This is a genomic window from Pantoea sp. JK, assembly GCF_026130245.1.
Taxonomy (GTDB): Bacteria; Pseudomonadota; Gammaproteobacteria; order Enterobacterales; family Enterobacteriaceae; genus Pantoea; species Pantoea trifolii.
Genome location: NZ_JAINFN010000011.1, coordinates 38,221 through 57,724 on the forward strand (window position 1 = coordinate 38,221; position 19,504 = coordinate 57,724).

Sequence of the window (19,504 nt, forward strand, 5' to 3'; positions counted from 1 at the left end):
TCGCGGACGAAACAAGCTAGCGGAAAAGCGCCAGCAGTTCGTCGACTTGCGTGCGACCACTTATGCTTCGGCTGATGGAACGCCGGGCTTTGACTACGTGTAAATCCGCATTCTGATACCACTCACGCGTGAGCAGCGTATCGTGATTTGAAATCAGTACCGGGATGCGGTTTTGCTGCGCCAGCTTATTGGCCAGTTCCGCCAGATGCTGCTGCTCGCGCAGACTAAAACTGTTGGTGTGGTAAGCGGTAAAATTCGCTGTCGCCGAGAGCGGTGCATACGGCGGATCGCAATAAACCACTGAGCCTTCAACGGCGTTGTTCAGAGTAACATCGTACGATTCACAGACAAAGGTCGCTTTTTGCGCCCGTTCGGCAAACCATAACAGCTCCGCTTCCGGGAAGTACGGCTTGCGATAACGACCAAATGGCACGTTAAACTCACCGCGCAAATTGTAGCGGCACAGACCGTTATAACCGTGGCGATTGAGATACAGAAACAGCACCGCGCGCTGATATTCATCTTTGCTCGCATTAAAGGCGATGCGCTGCGCGTAGTAGGTTTCTGCCGTGTTGCCTTCAGCGTTGAAGAGCTGACGCGCGTCTTCTATGAAAGCCGCAGTTCGCGTTTTGACGATGTTATACAGATTGATGAGATCACCGTTGATGTCCGCCAGGTGATAGCGGTCATAATCGGTGTTGAGGAACACGGAACCGGCGCCGACAAAGGGTTCAATTAGACAATCACCTTGTGGCAAATGACGACGGATGTCATCAAGGAGCGGGTATTTTCCTCCGGCCCATTTCAGGAAAGCGCGATTTTTTTTCATGCTGTCGTGGTTATTACATCTTAATTATTGGCTGTGGTGAAACCGACAGCAGCTCTGCGCTTTAAACGGGGCCGCATGTTTACGGCCCCACATCAATTACTGACTTTCTTTCTTCACCTGGCTAAGCGGTTTTACCCATGGATTAGCTGCTCGTACTTCCGCTGGCAGCGATGCCACGGCGCGTTTCGCATCGGCTGGCGTGGCGTAAGCACCGCTCACTAACACATACCAAGGCTCGCCGTTACGCGTGGTTTTATACACGTGATAACCGCTCAGGTTCTGTTTTCTCGCCCAGGCGTTCAGGCTCTCTTCTTTCGACGCGCCACTTAACTGCAGCGTGTAGTTTCCGCCCGAAGGCAGCGATTTACTGGCACCGCTCGAACTGGCAGGTGCGGAATTACGCGTCGCGGTGGTGCGGGTGTTGTTCTCTTTCACGGGTGCCGGTTTAGTGGCGGCCGCTGTTTTGTGCGGCGTCGACGCGTGCGTCTCGCGTGTACCGCTGTTGCTGGTGCGCGCGGGGGTCTCTGAACGCATGGCTGGCGGCGTAATCGCTTTACCGTTGCCGCTGACCGTGGCCGGTGCGGTTGGCAACGAGCTATTACCCTGCGCGCCTTGTGCTGCGGCATCGACAGAACCTTGCTGATTGTTCAGCGCAGTATTCAGATCGCCCGGCAGCGTGACACGCTGCTGATTGGCTGGCGTATCCACAGGCGCAGCTTGCGTCGGCGTAGAGGAGACTGATGGCATCGAAATGGATTGGCCGTCGCTACTCGCTGGTGCAGCCGTGCCCGCTGTGTTTTGCGGTGCGCTGCCATCAGCAGAAGGCGTGGCGTTTTGCTGGCCGCTCATGGACGTCGATCCCGAAAGGTCGATATTCTTTTCGCTGCCACCGGCAGAAGGTGCCGCGCCGTTATTTGCGGTATTGTTTGCAGGTTTCTTCTCGTCTGGGCCGGTTAATGCTGAACCAATCCCCAGCACCACCAACAGCAGAACCAAAATACCAATGCCCATCATCATATGTTGACGAGAAACCGGTACTTTCACTTTCGGCGCAGAAGACGATTTGCGTGGCCGCGTCGGACGGCGGTCACTGGCGTCAGGTTTTAACTCGTCTTCCGGTTTGAACTCATCCATTTAGCCTCCTCCGTAAAACGACGCGCTTCCCACACGCCGCATCACCACTCACTTCTAATAATCAGGGTTTCTGGCAATCGTTGATTGCTGCCAGCACCATATCATGTGCCACACCGCCACGCACTTCAGAGCGGCCAATAGCGAGAGGCAGCACCAGACGCAGCTCGCCCGCCAGCACTTTCTTATCGCGCATCATGTGTGGCAAATAATCTTCCGCCGCCATGCTCGCTGGGCCATGTACAGGCAAACCAGCACGCAGTAGCAGCGCGATAATGCGATCGGTTTCAGCAGAGGTGAACTGCCCTAAACGTTCAGCGGTACGTGCGGCCATCACCATGCCAGCTGACACTGCTTCGCCGTGCAGCCAGTTGCCGTAGCCCATGTGTGCTTCAATCGCATGACCAAAAGTATGGCCCAGATTGAGCAGTGCACGTACGCCAGTTTCGCGTTCATCAGCCGCAACCACTTCTGCTTTCAACTCGCAGCAGCGACGGATGCAGTAAGCCAGGGCTGTTTCATCCAGCGCCAGCAGAGCATCAAGGTTCTGCTCCAGCCACTGGAAGAATTCGCCATCAAGGATAATGCCGTATTTGATCACTTCCGCCAGACCGGACGCTAATTCGCGCGGTGGCAGAGTGGCCAGGCAAAGGGTATCCACCACGACAGACGCGGGCTGATAAAACGCCCCAATCATGTTTTTGCCGAGTGGATGGTTAACCGCGGTTTTTCCACCGACGGAGGAGTCAACCTGAGACAACAACGTGGTCGGCACCTGAATAAAGCGCACGCCACGTTGATAGCTGGCCGCAGCAAAGCCGGTCAAGTCACCAATCACGCCACCACCCAGTGCAATCAACGTGGTATCACGACCGTGCGGCTTTTTCAGCAGCGCGGTGAATACCTCGTCCATCACCGCCAGCGTTTTGTACTGCTCACCATCAGGCAAAATGACCTGATCTACCTTAATGCCGGCATTGCTGAGCAGCGCTGACAGTGATTCAAGATAGATCGGCGCCAGTGTCTGGTTTGTCACCAGCATGGCATTGTCGCCTGCTTTGAGCGGCCAAAAAGAAGCCGGATCGTTAAACAGTCCGGCAGCGATGGTGATGGGGTAACTGCGATCCCCGAGTGAGACAGTGATCTTCTCCATGATGACCGATACCTATTGCTGAGCCCTCAGGGCGCTGGATTAGTTCTTTTCCAGCATGTTGATGATCTGATTGGCCACCACTTTTGCACTTTGATCGTCAGTGCGAATAGTGACATCAGCGATCTCTTCATAAAGCGGATTACGTTCACCTGCGAGCGCTTCCAGTACTTCACGCGGCGGTGATTCAACCTGCAACAGCGGACGCTTTTTATCACGCTGGGTTCGAGCAAGTTGCTTTTCGATGGTGGTTTCAAGGTATACGACCACACCGCGGGCGGAGAGACGATTACGGGTCTCGCGGGATTTGACTGAGCCGCCACCGGTCGCGAGGACAATGCCTTGCTTCTCGGTCAGCTCATTAATGATCTTTTCTTCACGATCGCGGAAGCCTTCTTCGCCTTCCACATCAAATACCCAGCCTACATCCGCTCCGGTGCGTCGCTCAATTTCCTGATCGGAATCGAAAAATTCCATATTGAGTTGCTGAGCCAACTGACGACCAATAGTGCTTTTGCCGGCACCCATCGGCCCAACCAGAAAGATATTGCGTTTCTCTGCCATTTTATCGGTATTACTAAGAATTCGTTGATGATACCCCGCGTTCAGCGTAGCTGGCGGGACAGGAACTGAGACCTCATGAGCGTTAACAAGAGTCAGACGGAAAATTATCTCAACACTCATGGCCGTTTGGCAACCGAATAAATTGCCCCCGGCGACCTCTTAACAGGACCGGTCTGTGGTTCGCGAGACGGTAACGCACCTCCGCTAATCCGCTATATTTCGTGCTACAGGCACGCTGGCCGGGGTCATCCACTGTAATCGCTTACCGATGTAAGCACAGTGCATTCACTCATTTAACGTCTTACTGGAGCTCGAATTATTTTGGAGATATTTCTTTTGACGTCAGTATCGCTTGTGACCAACGTCATTCGGAAGGTTATTCTGCCGCGTTCCGTTACACCGTTTTGAAAATCGCTAAACCTTGTAAGCTAATTCCAGCCCTGCGTCAACGCAGTTGGCCTCACAGAGCGAATTTTCCGCTTTATCCGGCAGTAAGCGCTGCTTCCCTGACCAGTCGGGGAGTAATAAAGATCACCAGCTCCTTTTTCTTCTGCTCATCGGTTTGCTGACGGAACAAATTGCCCAGTAACGGCAGATCGCCAAGCCCGGGCACACGTTTTTCGCTCAGCGAACGCTGCTGCTGGAAAATGCCGCCCAGCGCTAAGGTTTCGCCATCGCGCAGCGTTACCTGAGTCTCGATCTCCTGCTTATCAATACTCAGCACCTGATTGTCGCCAATGTTTAGACTGCGTCCCGGCAAGTTCTGACTCAGCCGTAATTTGAGCTGGATGCGGCCATTTCCCAGCACCACCGGTGTTACTTCCATACCCAAAACCGCTTCCTTAAATTCAATAGCCGTCGCGCCGCTGTTGCCTGATTTGACCTCATAAGGGATTTCCGTGCCCTGCTTGATGCTGGCGGTTTGCTGATGCGAGGTAAACAAGCGCGGACTGGCGATGATTTCGATTTGATTCTCCTGCTCCAGCGCACTCAGCTCGAGGTTGAGCAACTCGCCGCTGACCTGGCCCAACGTCACGCCAGCGCGAAACGCCGGATTGCTCACCGCTAGTGGGATCTCAAGCAACGGGTTGCGAAGCGCCTGCGTCACCACTTCTGCCGGTGACGTGCCCCAGTTCACGCCCAGCTCACGCAGATGCTCTTCATTGATGGTGACGATGTGCGCGGTGAGCTCAACCTGCTCGAGCGGTAAATCCAGCGCTTTTAACCAGCGTTCGGTGTCACGCAGCGCCTCAGCCGTGTCGCGCAGCAGCAAACTGTTGGTGCGGCTATCGACCGTGACGCGGCCGCGCGGCGTCATCAACGAACCCTCGGCTTGCAGACTGCGATAAATATCGCTGGCGCTGGCGTAATGCAGTGTCACAGTTTGTTGCTCCAGCGGCGTTTGCTGTTTTTCCTCCTCGCGTTCCTCCTTTTCCTGTTGCACCTGTAACTGCTGCCAGCTTTCCGGGTAGACCAGCAAAACGCCCTCTTCCTGCACCACGGTGAGTTTTGCTAACTTCATTACCAACGCGAGCGCGCGATCCCAGCCAACATTGTCTAAGCGCAGCGATAACCGACCTTCAACGCCTGGCGCAATCAGCAGGTTGGTCTGTTGATAATCGGCCAGCGCCTGCAAAATACGTTCAACCGGCGCATCATCAAACGTCAGGCTTAAGCGGTCGTTATTAGCGCGCAGCGGCATGCTCAGACACAGCAGCATCAGTAACGTCATCCATTTCATAAAAACCTCCTTTTATTACCCATGTGATTTGCTGTGGTGTGCAGCTTTGTGCCGCACTCAGCACCAGCGTGCGCGACGTAAGCTGCACGACCTGCCAGGGCGGCTGGGGGAAAGGCGCTTGATCTTTCAGCCGATGGCTTTTGCCTTGTGGCGACACCAGCCACGCCACGTAGTGCGGCGCCATGCCAATAATGCCCTGCAAACGCCAGCCTTCTGGAGCAGCAACCTGCGCCTGACACAGTGTTTCTGCCAGCGGCTGAAAAGGGTCGCGCGCCAACGCCAGCGAGCTACAGAGCAATAACAGTAATGCGCTACTCCGCATCGTCACTCTCCAGCCAAAGTTGCGTATTCAATACGCCCTGCTCGGCGTGCAGCTGAAAGCGTTGTGGCACCGGTAATCGGGTGTTGGCTAATTCGCTAAACAGCGGCAGAAATTGCGGCCAGATCAGCCTTAACTGCAGCTGTTGCGGCTGGCTATCCGGATGCCAGGCTTCCAGCTGGCTGCCGCGCGCCGCCACGATTCGCTCCAGCGTTTGCTGATTACCCGCATCTTTCGTGAGTTGCTGAAGCTGGCTAATCTCGATCTGCAAGGCATCAATCGCCGGAAGTGAAGCCAGTTGCTTTAGCCGCTGTTGCTGCTGTTGCCGCATCTGTTCCATCTGCCGCGCTTGCGCTTCATGCATCTGCTGCTGCGGCCAAAGCAGCACAATCCACGTCAGCGCAAACAGCAGCAGCGATAACATCAGCAGCCACACCATACGCAGCGGTAGCGTTAGCATCAGCCAGCGCTGCAGGAGTTCATTCATCTGTCGCCTCCTGCACACGCGCATGTAAAGCAAAGCGATAGTCGCCGCCCGCCTCGCGCTTCACGCCGCCCTGCTTTACGCTGCTGAACAGCGGCTGGGTGATGAGCTGACGACGGAAATCACTGACTGCCGCCATGCTCTGCGCCTGCCCTTCCAGCACCAGTTGCCCTTGCCGTCGCTCGAGGCGATTCAGCCACAAGGTGTCAGGCATCAACTGCGGCAGTTGCTGCCAAAAATGCTGCCAGCGCTGATGCTGCTCTTGCCGCTGCAGCTGTTCCTGCTGCGCCTTAAGTAGTGATTCACGCAGCTGCAACAGCGATTGCTGCTGTTCCAGCTGTTGCTGCAGCGCATTGAGCAGATAAGTAATTTCCATCAGCGCGTTCGTCTGTTGCTGCCGCGCACTGACACCGCGCCACCACAGCAATGAGAGGATGAGCAAAGTCACCGCCAGCGTAAGTAAGAGCAGCGAGATGCTCTGCTGGCGCCGCCGCTGCGATTGCTGAATGCGCCAGGGAAGCAGGTTAACCGCCAGCATCAGACATCCTCCGGGCGCAGCGCCAGCCCAAGCGCGATGGCAAAAATACCTTCCTGCGTGGGCAGCGGCGGTTGCAGATAATGCAGCAGTGAAAACGGTTTACAGCGTTTAACCTGCTCCTCGGGCAACACCTGGTTTGAGGTGCAGAATACGCTTTCCATCTGCGGGAAGGTTTCGCGCAGCTGCGAGAGGGTGAGAGGTTCGGTGGCCGAGCCTGAAGTGGCACTTTCACCCGCCAGCGTCCACAGCCAGTGATCGCTTAGCGGATGAATCAATAACTGGTTGTGGCGTAACGGCAGGCGCATGGCGATCTGCGTCAGCGCCAGGCTGCTCAGTTCGAACACGTCCGGGCGCAGACCGGCATGCTTGAGCGGCGTCAGCCATTGCGCAATCACCTCGCGCCGCGCGGCGGTGACGCACAGCGAAGCATCCTTGCCCGGCGAGCGATAATCCAGCGACAGCGAAGCAGGCTCGACGGGAAACAGGCGCTGTGCGGAAGCCGCTACATAGCGCCCTAGCGCGGGTTCACGCAGCGAGGTTTCCGGCATGGGCAAAGTACGTTGCAATACCAACTGCGGCGGCAGGCCAACGCGCAGTGAATAGCGTTTCGGCAGATGGCGCTGCCAGCGCCCTAACATATCCAGTAACGCAGGCGTGGTTTGCAGCACGCCGTTTCTTAACGTATCTTGCGGCAGCGTTTGTTGCCACCAGTGTCGCAACTGCCAACCATGACGTCGACGTTCGATGCCAAGGGCGCACAGTTGCCCGTTTTGGATGTCCAGTCCAATTTGCCAGCGCTGAAAAGCCATACGCATGATCTCCTTATCATTGAAGGTAATGAGCTCCAATACCCGGCCAACTTCAATTATGGCGGGTATATCAAAGCGTCAGGCTTGTCTTTATACTACCGCGCGGTTGCTTATAAACTGCTCAAACGACAACAGATGGGAATTCTCAGGTGAAGTTCGTAAAGTATTTATTGATCCTTGCAGTGTGTTGCATTTTGCTGGGAGCCGGCACGGTTTATGGTTTGTACAAATACATAGAGCCGCAGCTGCCTGATGTGAACACATTGAAAGATGTGCGCCTGCAAACTCCTATGCAGGTTTACAGCGCGGATGGCGATCTGATCGCCCAATACGGTGAGAAGCGCCGTGTCCCGCTGACTCTGAAACAGATGCCGCCTGAGTTAATCAAAGCGTTTATTGCCACCGAAGATAGCCGTTTCTACGAGCATCACGGTGTCGACCCAGTGGGGATTTTCCGTGCAGCCAGCATTGCGCTGATGTCCGGTCACGCCTCGCAGGGCGCCAGTACCATTACTCAGCAGTTGGCGCGTAACTTCTTCCTCAGCCCGGAACGCACTTTGATGCGTAAGATTAAGGAAGCGTTCCTCGCGATCCGTATCGAACAGCTGCTGAGCAAAGATGAAATTCTTGAGCTCTATCTCAACAAGATTTATCTCGGCTATCGCGCGTACGGCGTGGGCGCGGCGGCGCAGGTCTATTTTGGTAAACCTATTGATCAACTGTCGCTGAGTGAAATGGCGATGATTGCAGGATTGCCGAAAGCCCCTTCGACCTTCAACCCGCTCTATTCTCATACGCGTGCGCTGGCGCGTCGCAATGTGGTGCTGGCCCGTATGCTGGATCAAAACTACATCACGCAACAGCAATATGACGACGCGCGCAACACGCCGCTGGCGGCCAGCTATCACGGTCCGGAAATCGCCTTCTCTGCACCTTACTTAAGTGAAATGGTGCGTCAGGAGATGGTGAAGCGTTACGGCGACCGCGCTTATGAAGATGGCTATAAGGTTTACACCACCGTCACTCGTCATCTGCAGGAAGCGGCACAGCAGGCGGTGCGAAACAATGTGATGGCGTACGACATGCGCCACGGCTATCGCGGCCCGACCAATGTGCTGTGGAAAGTGGGCGAAGCGAGCTGGGATCAAACCCGCATCCAGAACGCGCTAAAAAATCTGCCGACTTACGGACCGCTGAATGCTGCGGTGATCACCAGCGCCAGCGCCGATCAAGCCACAGCAATGCTGAAAGATGGCAGCAGCGTCACGCTGAATATGGCGGGCGTACGCTGGGCGCGTGCTTACAAATCTGACACGCTGCAAGGCCCAACGCCGCGCAGCGTGACGCAGGTGTTGCAAGCCGGTCAGCAGATTTGGGTGCGCAAAGTGAATGACGACTGGTGGCTCGGCCAGGTTCCGGCGGTGAACTCCGCGCTGGTGTCACTCAACCCAGAAGATGGTGCGGTGCGCGCACTGGTCGGCGGTTTCGACTTTAACCAAAGCATGTTTAACCGCGCGACCCAGGCATTGCGCCAGGTGGGCTCCAACATCAAGCCATTCCTGTATACCGCAGCAATGGATCGCGGTTTAACGCTGGCATCGATTCTCAACGACGTACCGATTTCGCGCTGGGATGCCGGTGCAGGTGCCGACTGGCGTCCGAAGAACTCACCGCCTACTTATGCGGGCCCAATCCGTTTGCGTCAGGGCTTAGGCGAGTCGAAAAACGTGGTGATGGTGCGTGCGATGCGTGCGATGGGTGTGGATTATGCGGCGGAATATCTGCAGCGTTTCGGCTTCCCGGCGCAGAACATCGTGCATACCGAATCGTTAGCCTTAGGCGCGGCGTCCTTTACCCCAATGCAGGTGGTTCGCGGCTACGCGGTGATGGCGAACGGCGGCTTCCTGGTTGATCCGTACTTCATCACTAAGATTGAGAACGAACAAGGCGGCGTGATCTTTGAAGAGAAACCGAAAATTGCCTGTCCGCAGTGCAACTTGCCGGTAATCTATGGCGATACCAAAAAGTCGGTCGCGCTGAACGAAGAGAGCGTCGAGAATGTCGCGACTTCCGATCAATCGCAGAACCAAACCGTGCCGCAGCCGGAGCTGGAGCAAGTTCCTGCCCAACCGCAGCCGGGTGGCGAGCAGCAGTATGCCCCGCACGTGATCAACACGCCGCTGTCATTCCTGATCAAGAGCGCGCTGAACACCAACATCTTCGGCGAGCCGGGCTGGATGGGGACGGGCTGGCGTGCCGGTCGTGACCTGAAGCGTAATGATATCGGCGGCAAAACCGGTACCACCAACAGCTCAAAAGATGCGTGGTTCTCCGGTTACGGTCCGGGCGTGGTGACATCAGTGTGGATTGGTTTCGATGATTCACGCGCGCTGGGTCGCTCAACCATGTCAGGCGCGATTCCGGATCAGATCTCCGGTTACGAGGGCGGCGCGAAGAGTGCGCAGCCAGCATGGGATGACTATATGAAATCCGCGCTGGAAGGCGTGCCGGTGCAGCCGCTGACACCGCCAGATGGCGTGGTCACCGTTAACATCGATCGCGGCACCGGCAAGTTGGCCAATGGCGGCAACTCGCGTCAGGAGTACTTCATCAACGGCACGCAGCCGACGGAGTATTCGGTGCATGATGTGGGCACCACCATCATGGACAACGGCCAAAGCCACGAACTGTTCTGATCAAAAAAGCCGGCAAATTTGCCGGCTTTCTTTTTTATAGCATGATGAAATTTAGTAGCTTAAACGGCCCTGCTTCACCAGCCACTCGCGCACCATAAACAGCGCACTGACGTTACGCGCTTCGCGGAAGTCCGGTTCATCCAGCAGCGCCAGCAGATTATTCAGCGGCCAACGATGGACGATCAGCGGCTCCGGCTCATCACCTTCCAGCTTCTCTTCGTACAACCCTTCCGCCACCACAATGTTCATCTTGCTGGAGAAATATGAGGGCGCCATGGTCAGCTTGCCCAGCGCTTCCAGTTTGGTGGCACCAAATCCCGCTTCTTCTTTCAGTTCGCGATCGGCCGCTTCAAAGGCGCTTTCGCCAGGATCGATCAGCCCTTTTGGAAAGCCCAGTTCGTAACTTTCCAGACCGACGGCGTACTCCTGAATCAGGATCACGTCATTGCCAATAATCGGCACAATCATCACCGCTTCACGATCGGAAGGTTTCATGCGTTCATAGACGCGGCGCGCGCCGTTGCTGAAAGCGAGATCGACCGCTTCGATAGTGAACAGGCGGGAGCGGGCCACCGCTGCCACATTGAGGATGTCAGGTTTTTTCATTGGGGTTTTCATATCAGCCTCAAACTTAGCACAACCCTGTGAAACGTGATGACGCCAGCATACCGAAGCCAGAACTATTGTGCGACACGCAGCGTAAGTAAACTATGGTGACACATATTCACTTACGGCTGCTAACAACTTCTTGTTATCTATGCAGTTAAAAATTCACAATAAGTCAACGGTGTATTGTTAAATTCAGAAAATACCGATATTTAATTGAGTCATGTCTGGTTAACATCCCGTTGAGGAATAATCTAACAAACTATAATTAAATGATTTTGCGCGTTATTTTATCTGACTTTTCCCTTGTCAGAATGACATCTGCTCGCCAAAATTGACTTGTATTGATGGATTCACCGGGAGTAAATCGTTAACGTGAAGGCAGTTTTTTGGCTGGATTGAGCAAAGCATGAGCACTTATATTGTCATTCTGGCTGTCATGCTCGCCTGTTCCCTCTTAGCAGGTATCGGCTATTGGTACGCTATGCGGCATCGTCCGCCGTTGGCGAAACCGCTGCCGTTTATCAGTCCGCCTAATCGCAAGCTCACCGACGAAGAACGTACTGCCGTTGAAAAGTACATCGCGCTCATCGCCAAACAGCAGCAACACAGCAGCGCACGCTCGGCAAAGAAGTCGCGCGAACCTGAAGCGCTGACGCTCACCGCGCAAAGCAACAATGTTTATCCTGTCACCCGCTCCATCACCCGCTACGGCCTCTCTACCGACGATCCGCAGAAATGGCGCTACTACCTCGATGAAGTCGAAGTGCATCTGCCGCCGCTATGGGAACAGTACATCGCCGAAGAGAACTACGTAGAGCTGATCCGCACGCAAACGCTGCCGCTGGTGATTTCACTCAACGGCCATTCGCTGGTGAATTACGCCGTGGAACAACCGGCGCTGCCGCCGCTGGTGCGTCCGATATCCACTAACGCGTCGATTCGCAAAGAAGAGAGCGAAAACGTTGAGCTGCTGCAGGTACGCAAAGAGACCGCGGAAGAGTATCAACTGTCACGCGCCGACGGCACGCGTGAAGCGGTGGTCATCTGTTTCGCGTTCCTGCTGTTCTTCCTGAGTCTGGTGTTGCCCGGCAGCCTGATGGGCTGGATTGCCCTGCTCGGCTGCCTGATGATCGCCGTCAGCCTGTGGTTCCTCTATCGCCTCCCTGGCGCCAAAGGTTTGCGCGATGTGCATTGCCTGCGCGGTGCGCCTAAGCGCTGGGGCCTGTTTGGTGAATCCAATCAGGAGCAGAGCAACATCTCGCTGGGTATTATCGATTTAATCTATCCCGCACACTGGCAGCCATATGTCGCACACGATTTAGGCCAGACCACCGACGTCGAGATGTATCTCAATCGTCAGGTGGTGCGTCAGGGTCGTTTCCTGTCGTTGCAGGACGAAGTACGTAACTTCCCGGTGCAGCGCTGGCGTAAAAATCTGGTGCTGGCATGCGGTTCGCTGCTGGTGCTGGTGATGCTGTTCACCTGGATTCCTCTCAGCATGCCGATCAAACTCAGCCTTGCGTGGGTCAAAGGCACCGAGAGCATCGAAGTGAATAGCGTGGATAAGCTGAATGCGCTGCCGCTGCACATCGGCGACAGCCTGAAAGTGGCTGGCACCGGCATGTGTTCGGTACCGGGCAATTATCAAAGTAATCGCAGCTACGCTTACATGCCGTTCGACTGCTCGGCGATTTACTGGAATAACGCCGCGCCGCTGCCACAGCCGCAATCGGACATCATCGATAAAGCCTCGGCGCTGCTCGACACCACCACGCGCCAGCTGCATCCGGAAACTAATACCGATCCCAAACTCAACCCGCAGCTGGCCTCGGCGATTCAAAAATCCGGCATGATTCTGCTGGATGACTTCTCCGATTTGGTGCTGAAAACCCAGGATTTGTGCAGCCAGCAGCAGGATTGTGTACGCCTGAAAAATGCGCTGGTGAATCTCGGCAACGCCAAAGATTGGGATTCACTGATTCACCGCGCGGATTCCGGCAAGCTGAATGGCATGAACGTGCTGCTGCGTCCGGTGAGTGCCGAAGCGCTGGAAAATCTGGTGAACACCGCCACGTCCAGCTTCTTCGCGCGTGAAACGCGTCGCGCGGCGGAAAACCTTAACAGCCCGCCGCCGGGTGGCTTCCTGATTGTCAGTGATGAAGGTCGTCAGATGGTGACGCAGCCGCAACCGTCGGTCGCGCTGTTTGATCTTGATGCACCTTCACAATGGCGCGAACTGCAACGCATGTCCGGCATGCTGCTGCACACGCCGTTCGCCGCCAGCGGTATCATCACCAGCATTACTACCGATGCCAACGGCACACGCCATATCGCGCTGCATAACGAGCCGGATGCCATGGCGCAGTGGCGCTATTTGGGTACCGCGCTGTTGATGCTGGTGCTGATTGCCAGCGCGGTGATCAACGGCTTGCTGGCGCTGCGTCGTATTCATCGTAATCGCCTGCGCATGGCGGAAATTCAGCAGTATTACGACAAGTGCTTCAACCACAATCTGAACACTATGCAGAGCGTGCGCTCGCTGTTCTGAGCCCTTCCCTTCTGTGCTACCCTGTCGCCCACTTTTTTGCGGCGAGAAAGAAAATGCAGGTTACGCTTAACTGGTCAGAGATTGATACCGTGCTGCTGGATATGGACGGCACCTTGCTCGATCTCGCTTTCGACCGCCACTTCTGGCTGGAACACGTGCCGGAAACCCTGAGCCGCGAACGCGCCATCACGCTGGGCGAAGCGCATCAGCTGATTGAGCAGAAGTATCAGGCCGTGGTGCATACGCTAAACTGGTATTGTCTTGATTACTGGTCGCAGGAGCTGGCGCTGGATATTCGCGCCATGACGTGGGAAAAGCGCCACCGTGCGGCGATGCGTGAAGATACGCTGCCGCTGTTGCAGGCGCTGCGTGCCGCAGGTAAACGCACCATTCTGCTGACCAATGCGCATCCCTACAATCTGGATGTGAAACTGGCGCAGACCGGATTGGCTGCCCACCTTGATTTATTACTTTCCACCCATACCTTTGGATATCCGAAAGAGGATCCGCGTCTCTGGCAGGCCGTTCAGCAACATACTGCGTTTGACAGCGCGCGCACGCTATTCATTGATGACAGCGAAGCGATTCTGGATGCAGCGACAAGTTGGGGCATTCGCTGGTGCTTAGGCGTCAGCAATCCGGATTCCGGTCGGCCCGATCAATCTTTCCAGCGTCATCCGGCGGTACGTGATTATCGTCAATTGTGTGAGACGCTGCGTTAAAGCAGGAGCCGCAATACCATGAAAGAGAAAGTGAGCGAAGGCGTGCGCCTCGATAAATGGCTGTGGGCCGCTCGGTTCTATAAAACGCGTGCCATCGCCCGAGAAATGATTGAAGGCGGCAAAGTGCACTACAACGGCCAGCGCAGCAAGCCAAGCAAACTGGTGGAGCTGAATGCCGAATTAACGCTGCGTCAGGGCAACGATGAGCGCACGGTGGTGATCACCGCAGTGACCGATCAACGTCGTCCCGCAAGTGAAGCGCAAGCGCTGTATGCCGAAACCGCCGCCAGCATCGACAAGCGTGAGAAAACCGCACTGGCGCGCAAGATGAATTCCTTAACTATGCCGCACCCCGATCGCCGCCCGGATAAAAAAGAGCGCCGCGATCTGATGAAATTTAAATTGTCGGGCGATAAATAACGCGCCCCAACGAGAGAAACACTATGTCTACAAACGATCAACTGCACCGTTACCTGTTCGAAAACGTCGCCGTGCGCGGCCAGCTGGTAAATGTGACCGAAACCTGGCGTGAAATCGTCGAAAATCACGACTACGTTGAGCCGGTAAAAACTTTGCTGGGCGAGCTGCTGGTGGCCACCAGCCTGCTGACGGCAACGCTGAAGTTTGACGGTGATATCACGGTGCAGCTGCAGGGCGACGGTCCGCTGACGCTGGCGGTGATCAACGGTAATAACCGTCAGGAGTTGCGTGGCGTGGCGCGCGTGCAAGAAGACGCGGAGATCGCACCGGGCAGCAGCCTGAAAGAGATGGTCGGCAACGGCTATCTGGTGATCACCATCTCGCCAGAGAAAGGCGAGCGCTATCAAGGCGTGGTTGGCCTGGAAGCGGATACGCTGGCGGGTTGTCTGGAAGATTACTTCATGCGTTCTGAGCAGCTGCCAACGCGCCTGTTTATTCGCACCAGCGACAAAGGCGCAGCCGGTATTCTGCTGCAGGTGCTGCCAGCGCAAGAGCCGAGCCTTGATGATTTCAATCACCTCGCTACGCTGACCGAAACCGTGAAGAGCGAAGAGTTAATCGAATTGCCCGCCACCGACGTATTGTGGCGTCTGTACCATCAGGAAGAAGCCACGGTGTTTGACCCAACGCCGGTGAGCTTTAAGTGCACCTGTTCACGCGAGCGCTGTGGCGAAGTGCTGAGCACGCTACCAGTGGAAGAAGTAAACGAAATCCTCGAAGAGGATGGCGAAATCGACATGAATTGCGACTATTGCAATTCGCATTACGTGTTCGATGCGGTGGATATTGCCGCCCTTCGCAACGCGCCAACCAACAACAGCGATCAAGTGCATTAATTATCTGCCGGGCGGTTCATCCGCCCGCTTTCCTGCTGAACGTATCCCTATCATTTATCACGGTTATTAGCTAAATAACGCTGACTTTAGTTTCATAAGTGGCAGATTTCTCTACTTGTCACGTTCCAGCTCGCATTTCTGACTATCTTCTCTTTTCCGCCGTGCTCAGAAGAGTACACTGCGCGCGATCTGCCCTGCGTGGCTATGCAGGCAGGCAGCAGAATCACCCCATAAAAAATATGCAGTAACAGATACCGATTAAAGGAGCAGTCACATGCGCGTTAACGGCCTGACATCGCAAGACCTCGCCTCTATGGGCATCAGCGGCACCACCGAAGTGGTGTATAACCCTGATTTCGACACCCTGTTTCAGGAAGAAACTCGCCCAGAGCTGGAAGGTTATGCGCGAGGCATTCTGACGCAGAGCGGTGCTATTGCCGTGGATACCGGCATCTTCACGGGTCGCTCGCCAAAAGATAAGTACATCGTTCGGGACGACACCACGCGCCACACGCTGTGGTGGAACGATGTCGGCAACGGCAAGAATGATAACCAGCCGCTGTCACAGGAAACCTGGCAGGCGTTGAAAGATCGCTGCACCCAGCAGCTTTCCGGCAAACGTCTGTTTGTGATCGATGCGTTCTGCGGTGCCAATCCCGACACGCGCCTCAGCGTGCGCTTCGTGATGGAAGTGGCCTGGCAGGCGCACTTCGTTAAAAACATGTTTATCCGCCCGAGCGAAGCCGAATTGGCTGACTTCAAACCGGATTTCGTGGTGATGAACGCCGCGCAGTGCACCAATCCAGACTGGCAGGCGCAAGGTCTGCACTCCGAGAACTTCGTCGCCTTCAACCTGACCGAGCGCATGCAGCTGATTGGCGGCACCTGGTACGGCGGCGAGATGAAGAAAGGTCTGTTCGCCATCATGAACTACCTGCTGCCGCTGAAAGGCATCGCTTCGATGCACTGTTCGGCTAACGTCGGTAAAGCGGGCGATGTAGCGGTGTTCTTCGGCCTGTCCGGCACCGGCAAAACCACTTTGTCCACCGATCCGGATCGCCAGCTGATTGGCGATGACGAACACGGCTGGGATGACGATGGCGTGTTCAACTTTGAAGGTGGCTGCTACGCCAAAACCATCAACTTGTCTGAGCAGGCGGAGCCGGAAATCTACCGCGCGATTCGTCGCGATGCGCTGCTGGAAAACGTGGTGGTGCGCGCTGATGGCAGCGTGGATTATGCGGACGGCAGCAAGACCGAGAACACCCGCGTCTCGTATCCGATTGAGCATATCGAAAACATCGTGCAGCCGGTGTCCAAAGCGGGCCATGCGAAGCGGGTGATTTTCCTCACCGCTGATGCCTTTGGCGTACTGCCGCCGGTTTCACGCTTAACGCCGGAACAGACGCAATATCACTTCCTGTCTGGCTTTACCGCCAAACTGGCCGGTACCGAGCGCGGCGTTACGCAGCCAACGCCCACCTTCTCCGCCTGTTTCGGCGCGGCGTTCCTGACGCTGCACCCCACGCAATATTCCGACGTGCTGGTGAAGCGGATGGAAGCGGCAGGTGCGCAGGCGTATCTGGTGAATACCGGCTGGAACGGCAGCGGCAAGCGCATTTCGTTGAAAGACACGCGCGCCATCATCAACGCGATTCTGGCCGGTGAGCTGGATGAGGTTGAGACTGAAACCTTGCCGGTGTTCAACCTGCAGATGCCTAAAGTTCTGCCGCAGGTGGATAGCGCGATTCTCGATCCGCGCCGCAGCTGGCCGACAGAAGCGGCCTGGCAGCATGCCGCGCAGGATCTGGCGCAGCGCTTTATTATGAACTTTGAGAAGTATACCGATAACGATGCGGGTAAAGCGCTAGTTCAGGCGGGTCCGCAGTTGTAATGTGAAAACCCGGTGGGCATAAATGCCCGCCGGGTATCACGCACTATGATTAATACTCACCACCGCCGTACTGCTATTACCTTCCGGAATCGGCAACCAGGCACGAATCCGTAATCCGCCGCGATCGCTATCACCAATCTCCAGTGAACCTTCATGCGCATCGATAATACGCTGCACAATCGCTAAACCGAGGCCGGTGCCGCTGGTGCTGCGCGCGCTGTCGCCGCGCACAAACGGCTGGAACAGATGTTGAAGCTGATCCGGCTTGATGCCCGGACCATCATCTTCCACCTGGAACCACGCGCGGTTCAGCTCCTTGCCGCTGCTGACCTTAATCCATCCGTTGCCGTAACGCGCTGCGTTGACCACCAGATTCGCCAGCGCGCGCTTGATGGATAGCGGGTTGATATCCAGCATCAACTCCTCGGACATCACCGCGTTCTCAATTTCACGCTCGTAGCCGCTCTCTGCCGCCACCACTTCGCCCAGCACGCTGTTCAGGTCGGCGCGTTCGGTCTGCATCTCCTGACCGGTGCGCAGATAATCGATGAACTGCTCGATGATCGCGTTGCACTCTTCGATATCTTTGTTGATCGACTCCGCCAGATAACCATCCTGCTCGCCCATCATCTCAGTAGCGAGACGAATACGCGTTAACGGCGTACGCAAGTCATGGCTGACCCCCGCCATCAGCAAGGTACGATCGTCAGCCAACTGCTTCACACCGGCCGCCATCTGGTTAAACGCCCGCGTCACCGAACGCACTTCCGACGCGCCATATTCACGTAGCGGCGGCGGAATAATGCCTTTACCAACCTGTAACGCCGCATGCTCCAGATCCACCAAGGGTCGGTTCTGAATACGGATAAACAGCCAGGCGCCGCCAATCGCCAGCAGCATAATCGCCAGCGTGTAGCGGAACAGCGGTGAGAAGTCGCCCTGATGGATTTCGGTGAGCGGCACGCGCACCCAGATATCTGGCGACAGCCAGGTTTTCAGCCACACCACCGGCGAGTTTTTATTCACCTCGACACGGACATCGGTGGGACCGCCCAGCTGCTGGCCCATCTGCTCACTGAGAAATTCGTAATGTTGCGCCCAGCGCAAACCGCTCTCTTCCGCCGCCGCGTTGGTATACAACGAGATGCCCAGCTCACGATAAATTTCGCGTCGGAAGGCCGGCGGCACTTCCAACTGCGTTCCATCTTCCAGCTGCAGCCGATCGGTCATCAACATACGCACTTCGTACGCGAGGACCTTATTGAACTGCTGCAAGCTGGGAAGAATGGCGAAATTGAGCACCACCAAATAGGTTGTTACCAGGCTGACGAACAGCAAGGTAACAATCAATAACAAGGTGCGGGCAAACGAACTGCGGGGTGAGAAGCGCAATCGCCTCATGCTTTGCTGCCGTCCGGAACGAATACGTAGCCAAGACCCCAAACGGTCTGAATGTAACGTGGATGCGCCGGGTCTTCTTCCACCATGCGGCGCAGACGCGAAATCTGTACGTCGATGGAGCGTTCCATGGCGCTGTATTCACGACCACGTGCCAGGTTCATCAGCTTATCGCGCGATAACGGCTCACGCGGATGGCTGACCAGCGCTTTCAGCACGGCAAACTCACCGCTGGTCAGCGGCATTGGCTCATCTTCACGGAACATCTCGCGGGTGCCGAGGTTCAGCTTGAACTTACCGAAAGCGATAACCGCTTCTTCCTGCGATGGCGCGCCTGGCAGCTCATTGGCCTGACGACGCAATACGGCACGAATACGCGCTAGCAGCTCGCGCGGGTTAAACGGTTTTGGAATGTAGTCATCCGCGCCGATTTCCAGACCGACGATACGATCCACTTCCTCGCCTTTCGCGGTGACCATGATAATCGGCATCGGGTTGCTTTGACTGCGCAAACGGCGGCAGATAGACAAACCATCTTCGCCCGGCAACATCAAATCAAGCACCATCAAGTGGAAGGATTCGCGGGTTAACAGTCGATCCATTTGCTCGGCGTTGGCAACGCTACGCACCTGAAAGCCCTGCTCGGTGAGATAGCGCTCCAGCAACGCACGCAAACGCATATCATCATCGACGACCAGAATTTTGTAGTTCTCTTGCATGTTCAACTCCCAAAGGCGCCATTGCCTGAGCCAATAT

18 protein-coding genes are annotated in these 19,504 nt (G+C 55.8%); 6 read left to right on the plus strand and 12 right to left on the minus strand.

The window, feature by feature from the left end; genetic code table 11:
• Window positions 1-16: 16 nt before the first annotated feature.
• From dam to pilM, 9 genes are all read right to left on the minus strand, one after another.
• A complete protein-coding gene (gene dam / locus PanJK_RS20620) occupies window positions 17-829 on the minus strand; it encodes an adenine-specific DNA-methyltransferase (RefSeq protein WP_008107884.1) in 813 nt (270 codons plus the stop codon).
• Between the two features lie 96 nt (window positions 830-925).
• Window positions 926-1,963, minus strand: a complete 1,038-nt coding sequence (locus PanJK_RS20625; RefSeq protein WP_256697660.1) for an SPOR domain-containing protein — start codon at window positions 1,961-1,963, stop codon at window positions 926-928.
• A 61-nt stretch (window positions 1,964-2,024) separates the two neighbouring features.
• Window positions 2,025-3,113, minus strand: a complete 1,089-nt coding sequence (gene aroB / locus PanJK_RS20630; protein ID WP_256697662.1) for a 3-dehydroquinate synthase — start codon at window positions 3,111-3,113, stop codon at window positions 2,025-2,027.
• Window positions 3,114-3,152: 39 nt separating this feature from the next.
• A complete protein-coding gene (gene aroK / locus PanJK_RS20635) occupies window positions 3,153-3,674 on the minus strand; it encodes a shikimate kinase AroK (protein ID WP_008107887.1) in 522 nt (173 codons plus the stop codon).
• A gap of 481 nt (window positions 3,675-4,155) precedes the next feature.
• Window positions 4,156-5,415, minus strand: coding sequence for a DNA uptake porin HofQ (gene hofQ, locus PanJK_RS20640; protein ID WP_265302526.1), 1,260 nt, complete (start codon window positions 5,413-5,415; stop codon window positions 4,156-4,158).
• Window positions 5,360-5,737 carry a DUF2531 family protein gene (locus tag PanJK_RS20645; RefSeq protein WP_265302527.1) on the minus strand — a complete coding sequence of 126 codons (378 nt, stop codon included), beginning with the start codon at window positions 5,735-5,737 and terminating at the stop codon, window positions 5,360-5,362. The genes hofQ and PanJK_RS20645 overlap by 56 nt, the downstream gene beginning before the upstream one ends.
• Window positions 5,727-6,221 (minus strand): hypothetical protein, encoded by a 495-nt coding sequence (locus PanJK_RS20650; RefSeq protein WP_265302529.1) that lies wholly within the window; start codon window positions 6,219-6,221, stop codon window positions 5,727-5,729. Before PanJK_RS20650 ends, PanJK_RS20645 begins: the two co-directional genes overlap by 11 nt.
• Window positions 6,214-6,756 carry a PilN domain-containing protein gene (locus PanJK_RS20655; protein ID WP_256697667.1) on the minus strand — a complete coding sequence of 181 codons (543 nt, stop codon included), beginning with the start codon at window positions 6,754-6,756 and terminating at the stop codon, window positions 6,214-6,216. The genes PanJK_RS20650 and PanJK_RS20655 overlap by 8 nt, the downstream gene beginning before the upstream one ends.
• Window positions 6,756-7,565, minus strand: a complete 810-nt coding sequence (gene pilM, locus PanJK_RS20660) for a pilus assembly protein PilM (protein ID WP_265302750.1) — start codon at window positions 7,563-7,565, stop codon at window positions 6,756-6,758. Before pilM ends, PanJK_RS20655 begins: the two co-directional genes overlap by 1 nt.
• A gap of 149 nt (window positions 7,566-7,714) precedes the next feature.
• Here pilM and mrcA point away from each other — a divergent pair, with 149 nt between their 5' ends.
• Window positions 7,715-10,261: a peptidoglycan glycosyltransferase/peptidoglycan DD-transpeptidase MrcA gene (gene mrcA / locus PanJK_RS20665; RefSeq protein WP_256697668.1), complete on the plus strand. Its 2,547-nt coding sequence runs from the start codon at window positions 7,715-7,717 to the stop codon at window positions 10,259-10,261.
• Window positions 10,262-10,312: 51 nt separating this feature from the next.
• Here mrcA and nudE read toward each other — a convergent pair whose 3' ends face one another.
• The gene (gene nudE / locus PanJK_RS20670; RefSeq protein WP_265302531.1) at window positions 10,313-10,879 is read right to left on the minus strand and encodes an ADP compounds hydrolase NudE; all 567 of its coding nucleotides are present in this window, start codon (window positions 10,877-10,879) and stop codon (window positions 10,313-10,315) included.
• A 397-nt stretch (window positions 10,880-11,276) separates the two neighbouring features.
• Here nudE and PanJK_RS20675 point away from each other — a divergent pair, with 397 nt between their 5' ends.
• From PanJK_RS20675 to pckA, 5 genes are all read left to right on the plus strand, one after another.
• Window positions 11,277-13,418 carry an intracellular growth attenuator family protein gene (locus PanJK_RS20675; protein WP_265302532.1) on the plus strand — a complete coding sequence of 714 codons (2,142 nt, stop codon included), beginning with the start codon at window positions 11,277-11,279 and terminating at the stop codon, window positions 13,416-13,418.
• Window positions 13,419-13,471: 53 nt separating this feature from the next.
• Window positions 13,472-14,140 carry a GMP/IMP nucleotidase gene (gene yrfG, locus PanJK_RS20680; protein ID WP_256697674.1) on the plus strand — a complete coding sequence of 223 codons (669 nt, stop codon included), beginning with the start codon at window positions 13,472-13,474 and terminating at the stop codon, window positions 14,138-14,140.
• 18 nt (window positions 14,141-14,158) lie between these two features.
• Entirely contained in the window at window positions 14,159-14,560 is a 402-nt protein-coding gene (hslR, locus tag PanJK_RS20685) for a ribosome-associated heat shock protein Hsp15 (protein WP_256697676.1), read from the plus strand.
• Window positions 14,561-14,583: 23 nt separating this feature from the next.
• Window positions 14,584-15,456 (plus strand): Hsp33 family molecular chaperone HslO, encoded by an 873-nt coding sequence (gene hslO, locus PanJK_RS20690; protein WP_256697678.1) that lies wholly within the window; start codon window positions 14,584-14,586, stop codon window positions 15,454-15,456.
• A 274-nt stretch (window positions 15,457-15,730) separates the two neighbouring features.
• Complete coding sequence (pckA, locus tag PanJK_RS20695; RefSeq protein ID WP_265302533.1) at window positions 15,731-17,350, plus strand: phosphoenolpyruvate carboxykinase (ATP); 1,620 nt, start codon at window positions 15,731-15,733, stop codon at window positions 17,348-17,350.
• 36 nt (window positions 17,351-17,386) lie between these two features.
• On the opposite strand, the gene envZ is transcribed toward pckA, so the two are convergent.
• Window positions 17,387-18,751: a two-component system sensor histidine kinase EnvZ gene (gene envZ / locus PanJK_RS20700; protein ID WP_265302534.1), complete on the minus strand. Its 1,365-nt coding sequence runs from the start codon at window positions 18,749-18,751 to the stop codon at window positions 17,387-17,389.
• Window positions 18,748-19,467, minus strand: coding sequence for a two-component system response regulator OmpR (ompR, locus tag PanJK_RS20705; protein WP_001157751.1), 720 nt, complete (start codon window positions 19,465-19,467; stop codon window positions 18,748-18,750). Before ompR ends, envZ begins: the two co-directional genes overlap by 4 nt.
• Window positions 19,468-19,504: the final 37 nt, after the last annotated feature.

What these genes read in the sequence shown, in the direction of transcription:
- dam (WP_008107884.1), bottom strand. Translation starts at nt 829, where the DNA reads ATGAAAAAAAATCGCGCTTTCCTGAAATGGGCCGGAGGAAAATACCCG.
- PanJK_RS20625 (WP_256697660.1), bottom strand. Translation starts at nt 1,963, where the DNA reads ATGGATGAGTTCAAACCGGAAGACGAGTTAAAACCTGACGCCAGTGAC.
- aroB (WP_256697662.1), bottom strand. Translation starts at nt 3,113, where the DNA reads ATGGAGAAGATCACTGTCTCACTCGGGGATCGCAGTTACCCCATCACC.
- aroK (WP_008107887.1), bottom strand. Translation starts at nt 3,674, where the DNA reads ATGGCAGAGAAACGCAATATCTTTCTGGTTGGGCCGATGGGTGCCGGC.
- hofQ (WP_265302526.1), bottom strand. Translation starts at nt 5,415, where the DNA reads ATGAAATGGATGACGTTACTGATGCTGCTGTGTCTGAGCATGCCGCTG.
- PanJK_RS20645 (WP_265302527.1), bottom strand. Translation starts at nt 5,737, where the DNA reads ATGCGGAGTAGCGCATTACTGTTATTGCTCTGTAGCTCGCTGGCGTTG.
- PanJK_RS20650 (WP_265302529.1), bottom strand. Translation starts at nt 6,221, where the DNA reads ATGAATGAACTCCTGCAGCGCTGGCTGATGCTAACGCTACCGCTGCGT.
- PanJK_RS20655 (WP_256697667.1), bottom strand. Translation starts at nt 6,756, where the DNA reads ATGCTGGCGGTTAACCTGCTTCCCTGGCGCATTCAGCAATCGCAGCGG.
- pilM (WP_265302750.1), bottom strand. Translation starts at nt 7,565, where the DNA reads ATGGCTTTTCAGCGCTGGCAAATTGGACTGGACATCCAAAACGGGCAA.
- nudE (WP_265302531.1), bottom strand. Translation starts at nt 10,879, where the DNA reads ATGAAAACCCCAATGAAAAAACCTGACATCCTCAATGTGGCAGCGGTG.
- PanJK_RS20675 (WP_265302532.1), top strand. Translation starts at nt 11,277, where the DNA reads ATGAGCACTTATATTGTCATTCTGGCTGTCATGCTCGCCTGTTCCCTC.
- yrfG (WP_256697674.1), top strand. Translation starts at nt 13,472, where the DNA reads ATGCAGGTTACGCTTAACTGGTCAGAGATTGATACCGTGCTGCTGGAT.
- hslR (WP_256697676.1), top strand. Translation starts at nt 14,159, where the DNA reads ATGAAAGAGAAAGTGAGCGAAGGCGTGCGCCTCGATAAATGGCTGTGG.
- hslO (WP_256697678.1), top strand. Translation starts at nt 14,584, where the DNA reads ATGTCTACAAACGATCAACTGCACCGTTACCTGTTCGAAAACGTCGCC.
- pckA (WP_265302533.1), top strand. Translation starts at nt 15,731, where the DNA reads ATGCGCGTTAACGGCCTGACATCGCAAGACCTCGCCTCTATGGGCATC.
- envZ (WP_265302534.1), bottom strand. Translation starts at nt 18,751, where the DNA reads ATGAGGCGATTGCGCTTCTCACCCCGCAGTTCGTTTGCCCGCACCTTG.
- ompR (WP_001157751.1), bottom strand. Translation starts at nt 19,467, where the DNA reads ATGCAAGAGAACTACAAAATTCTGGTCGTCGATGATGATATGCGTTTG.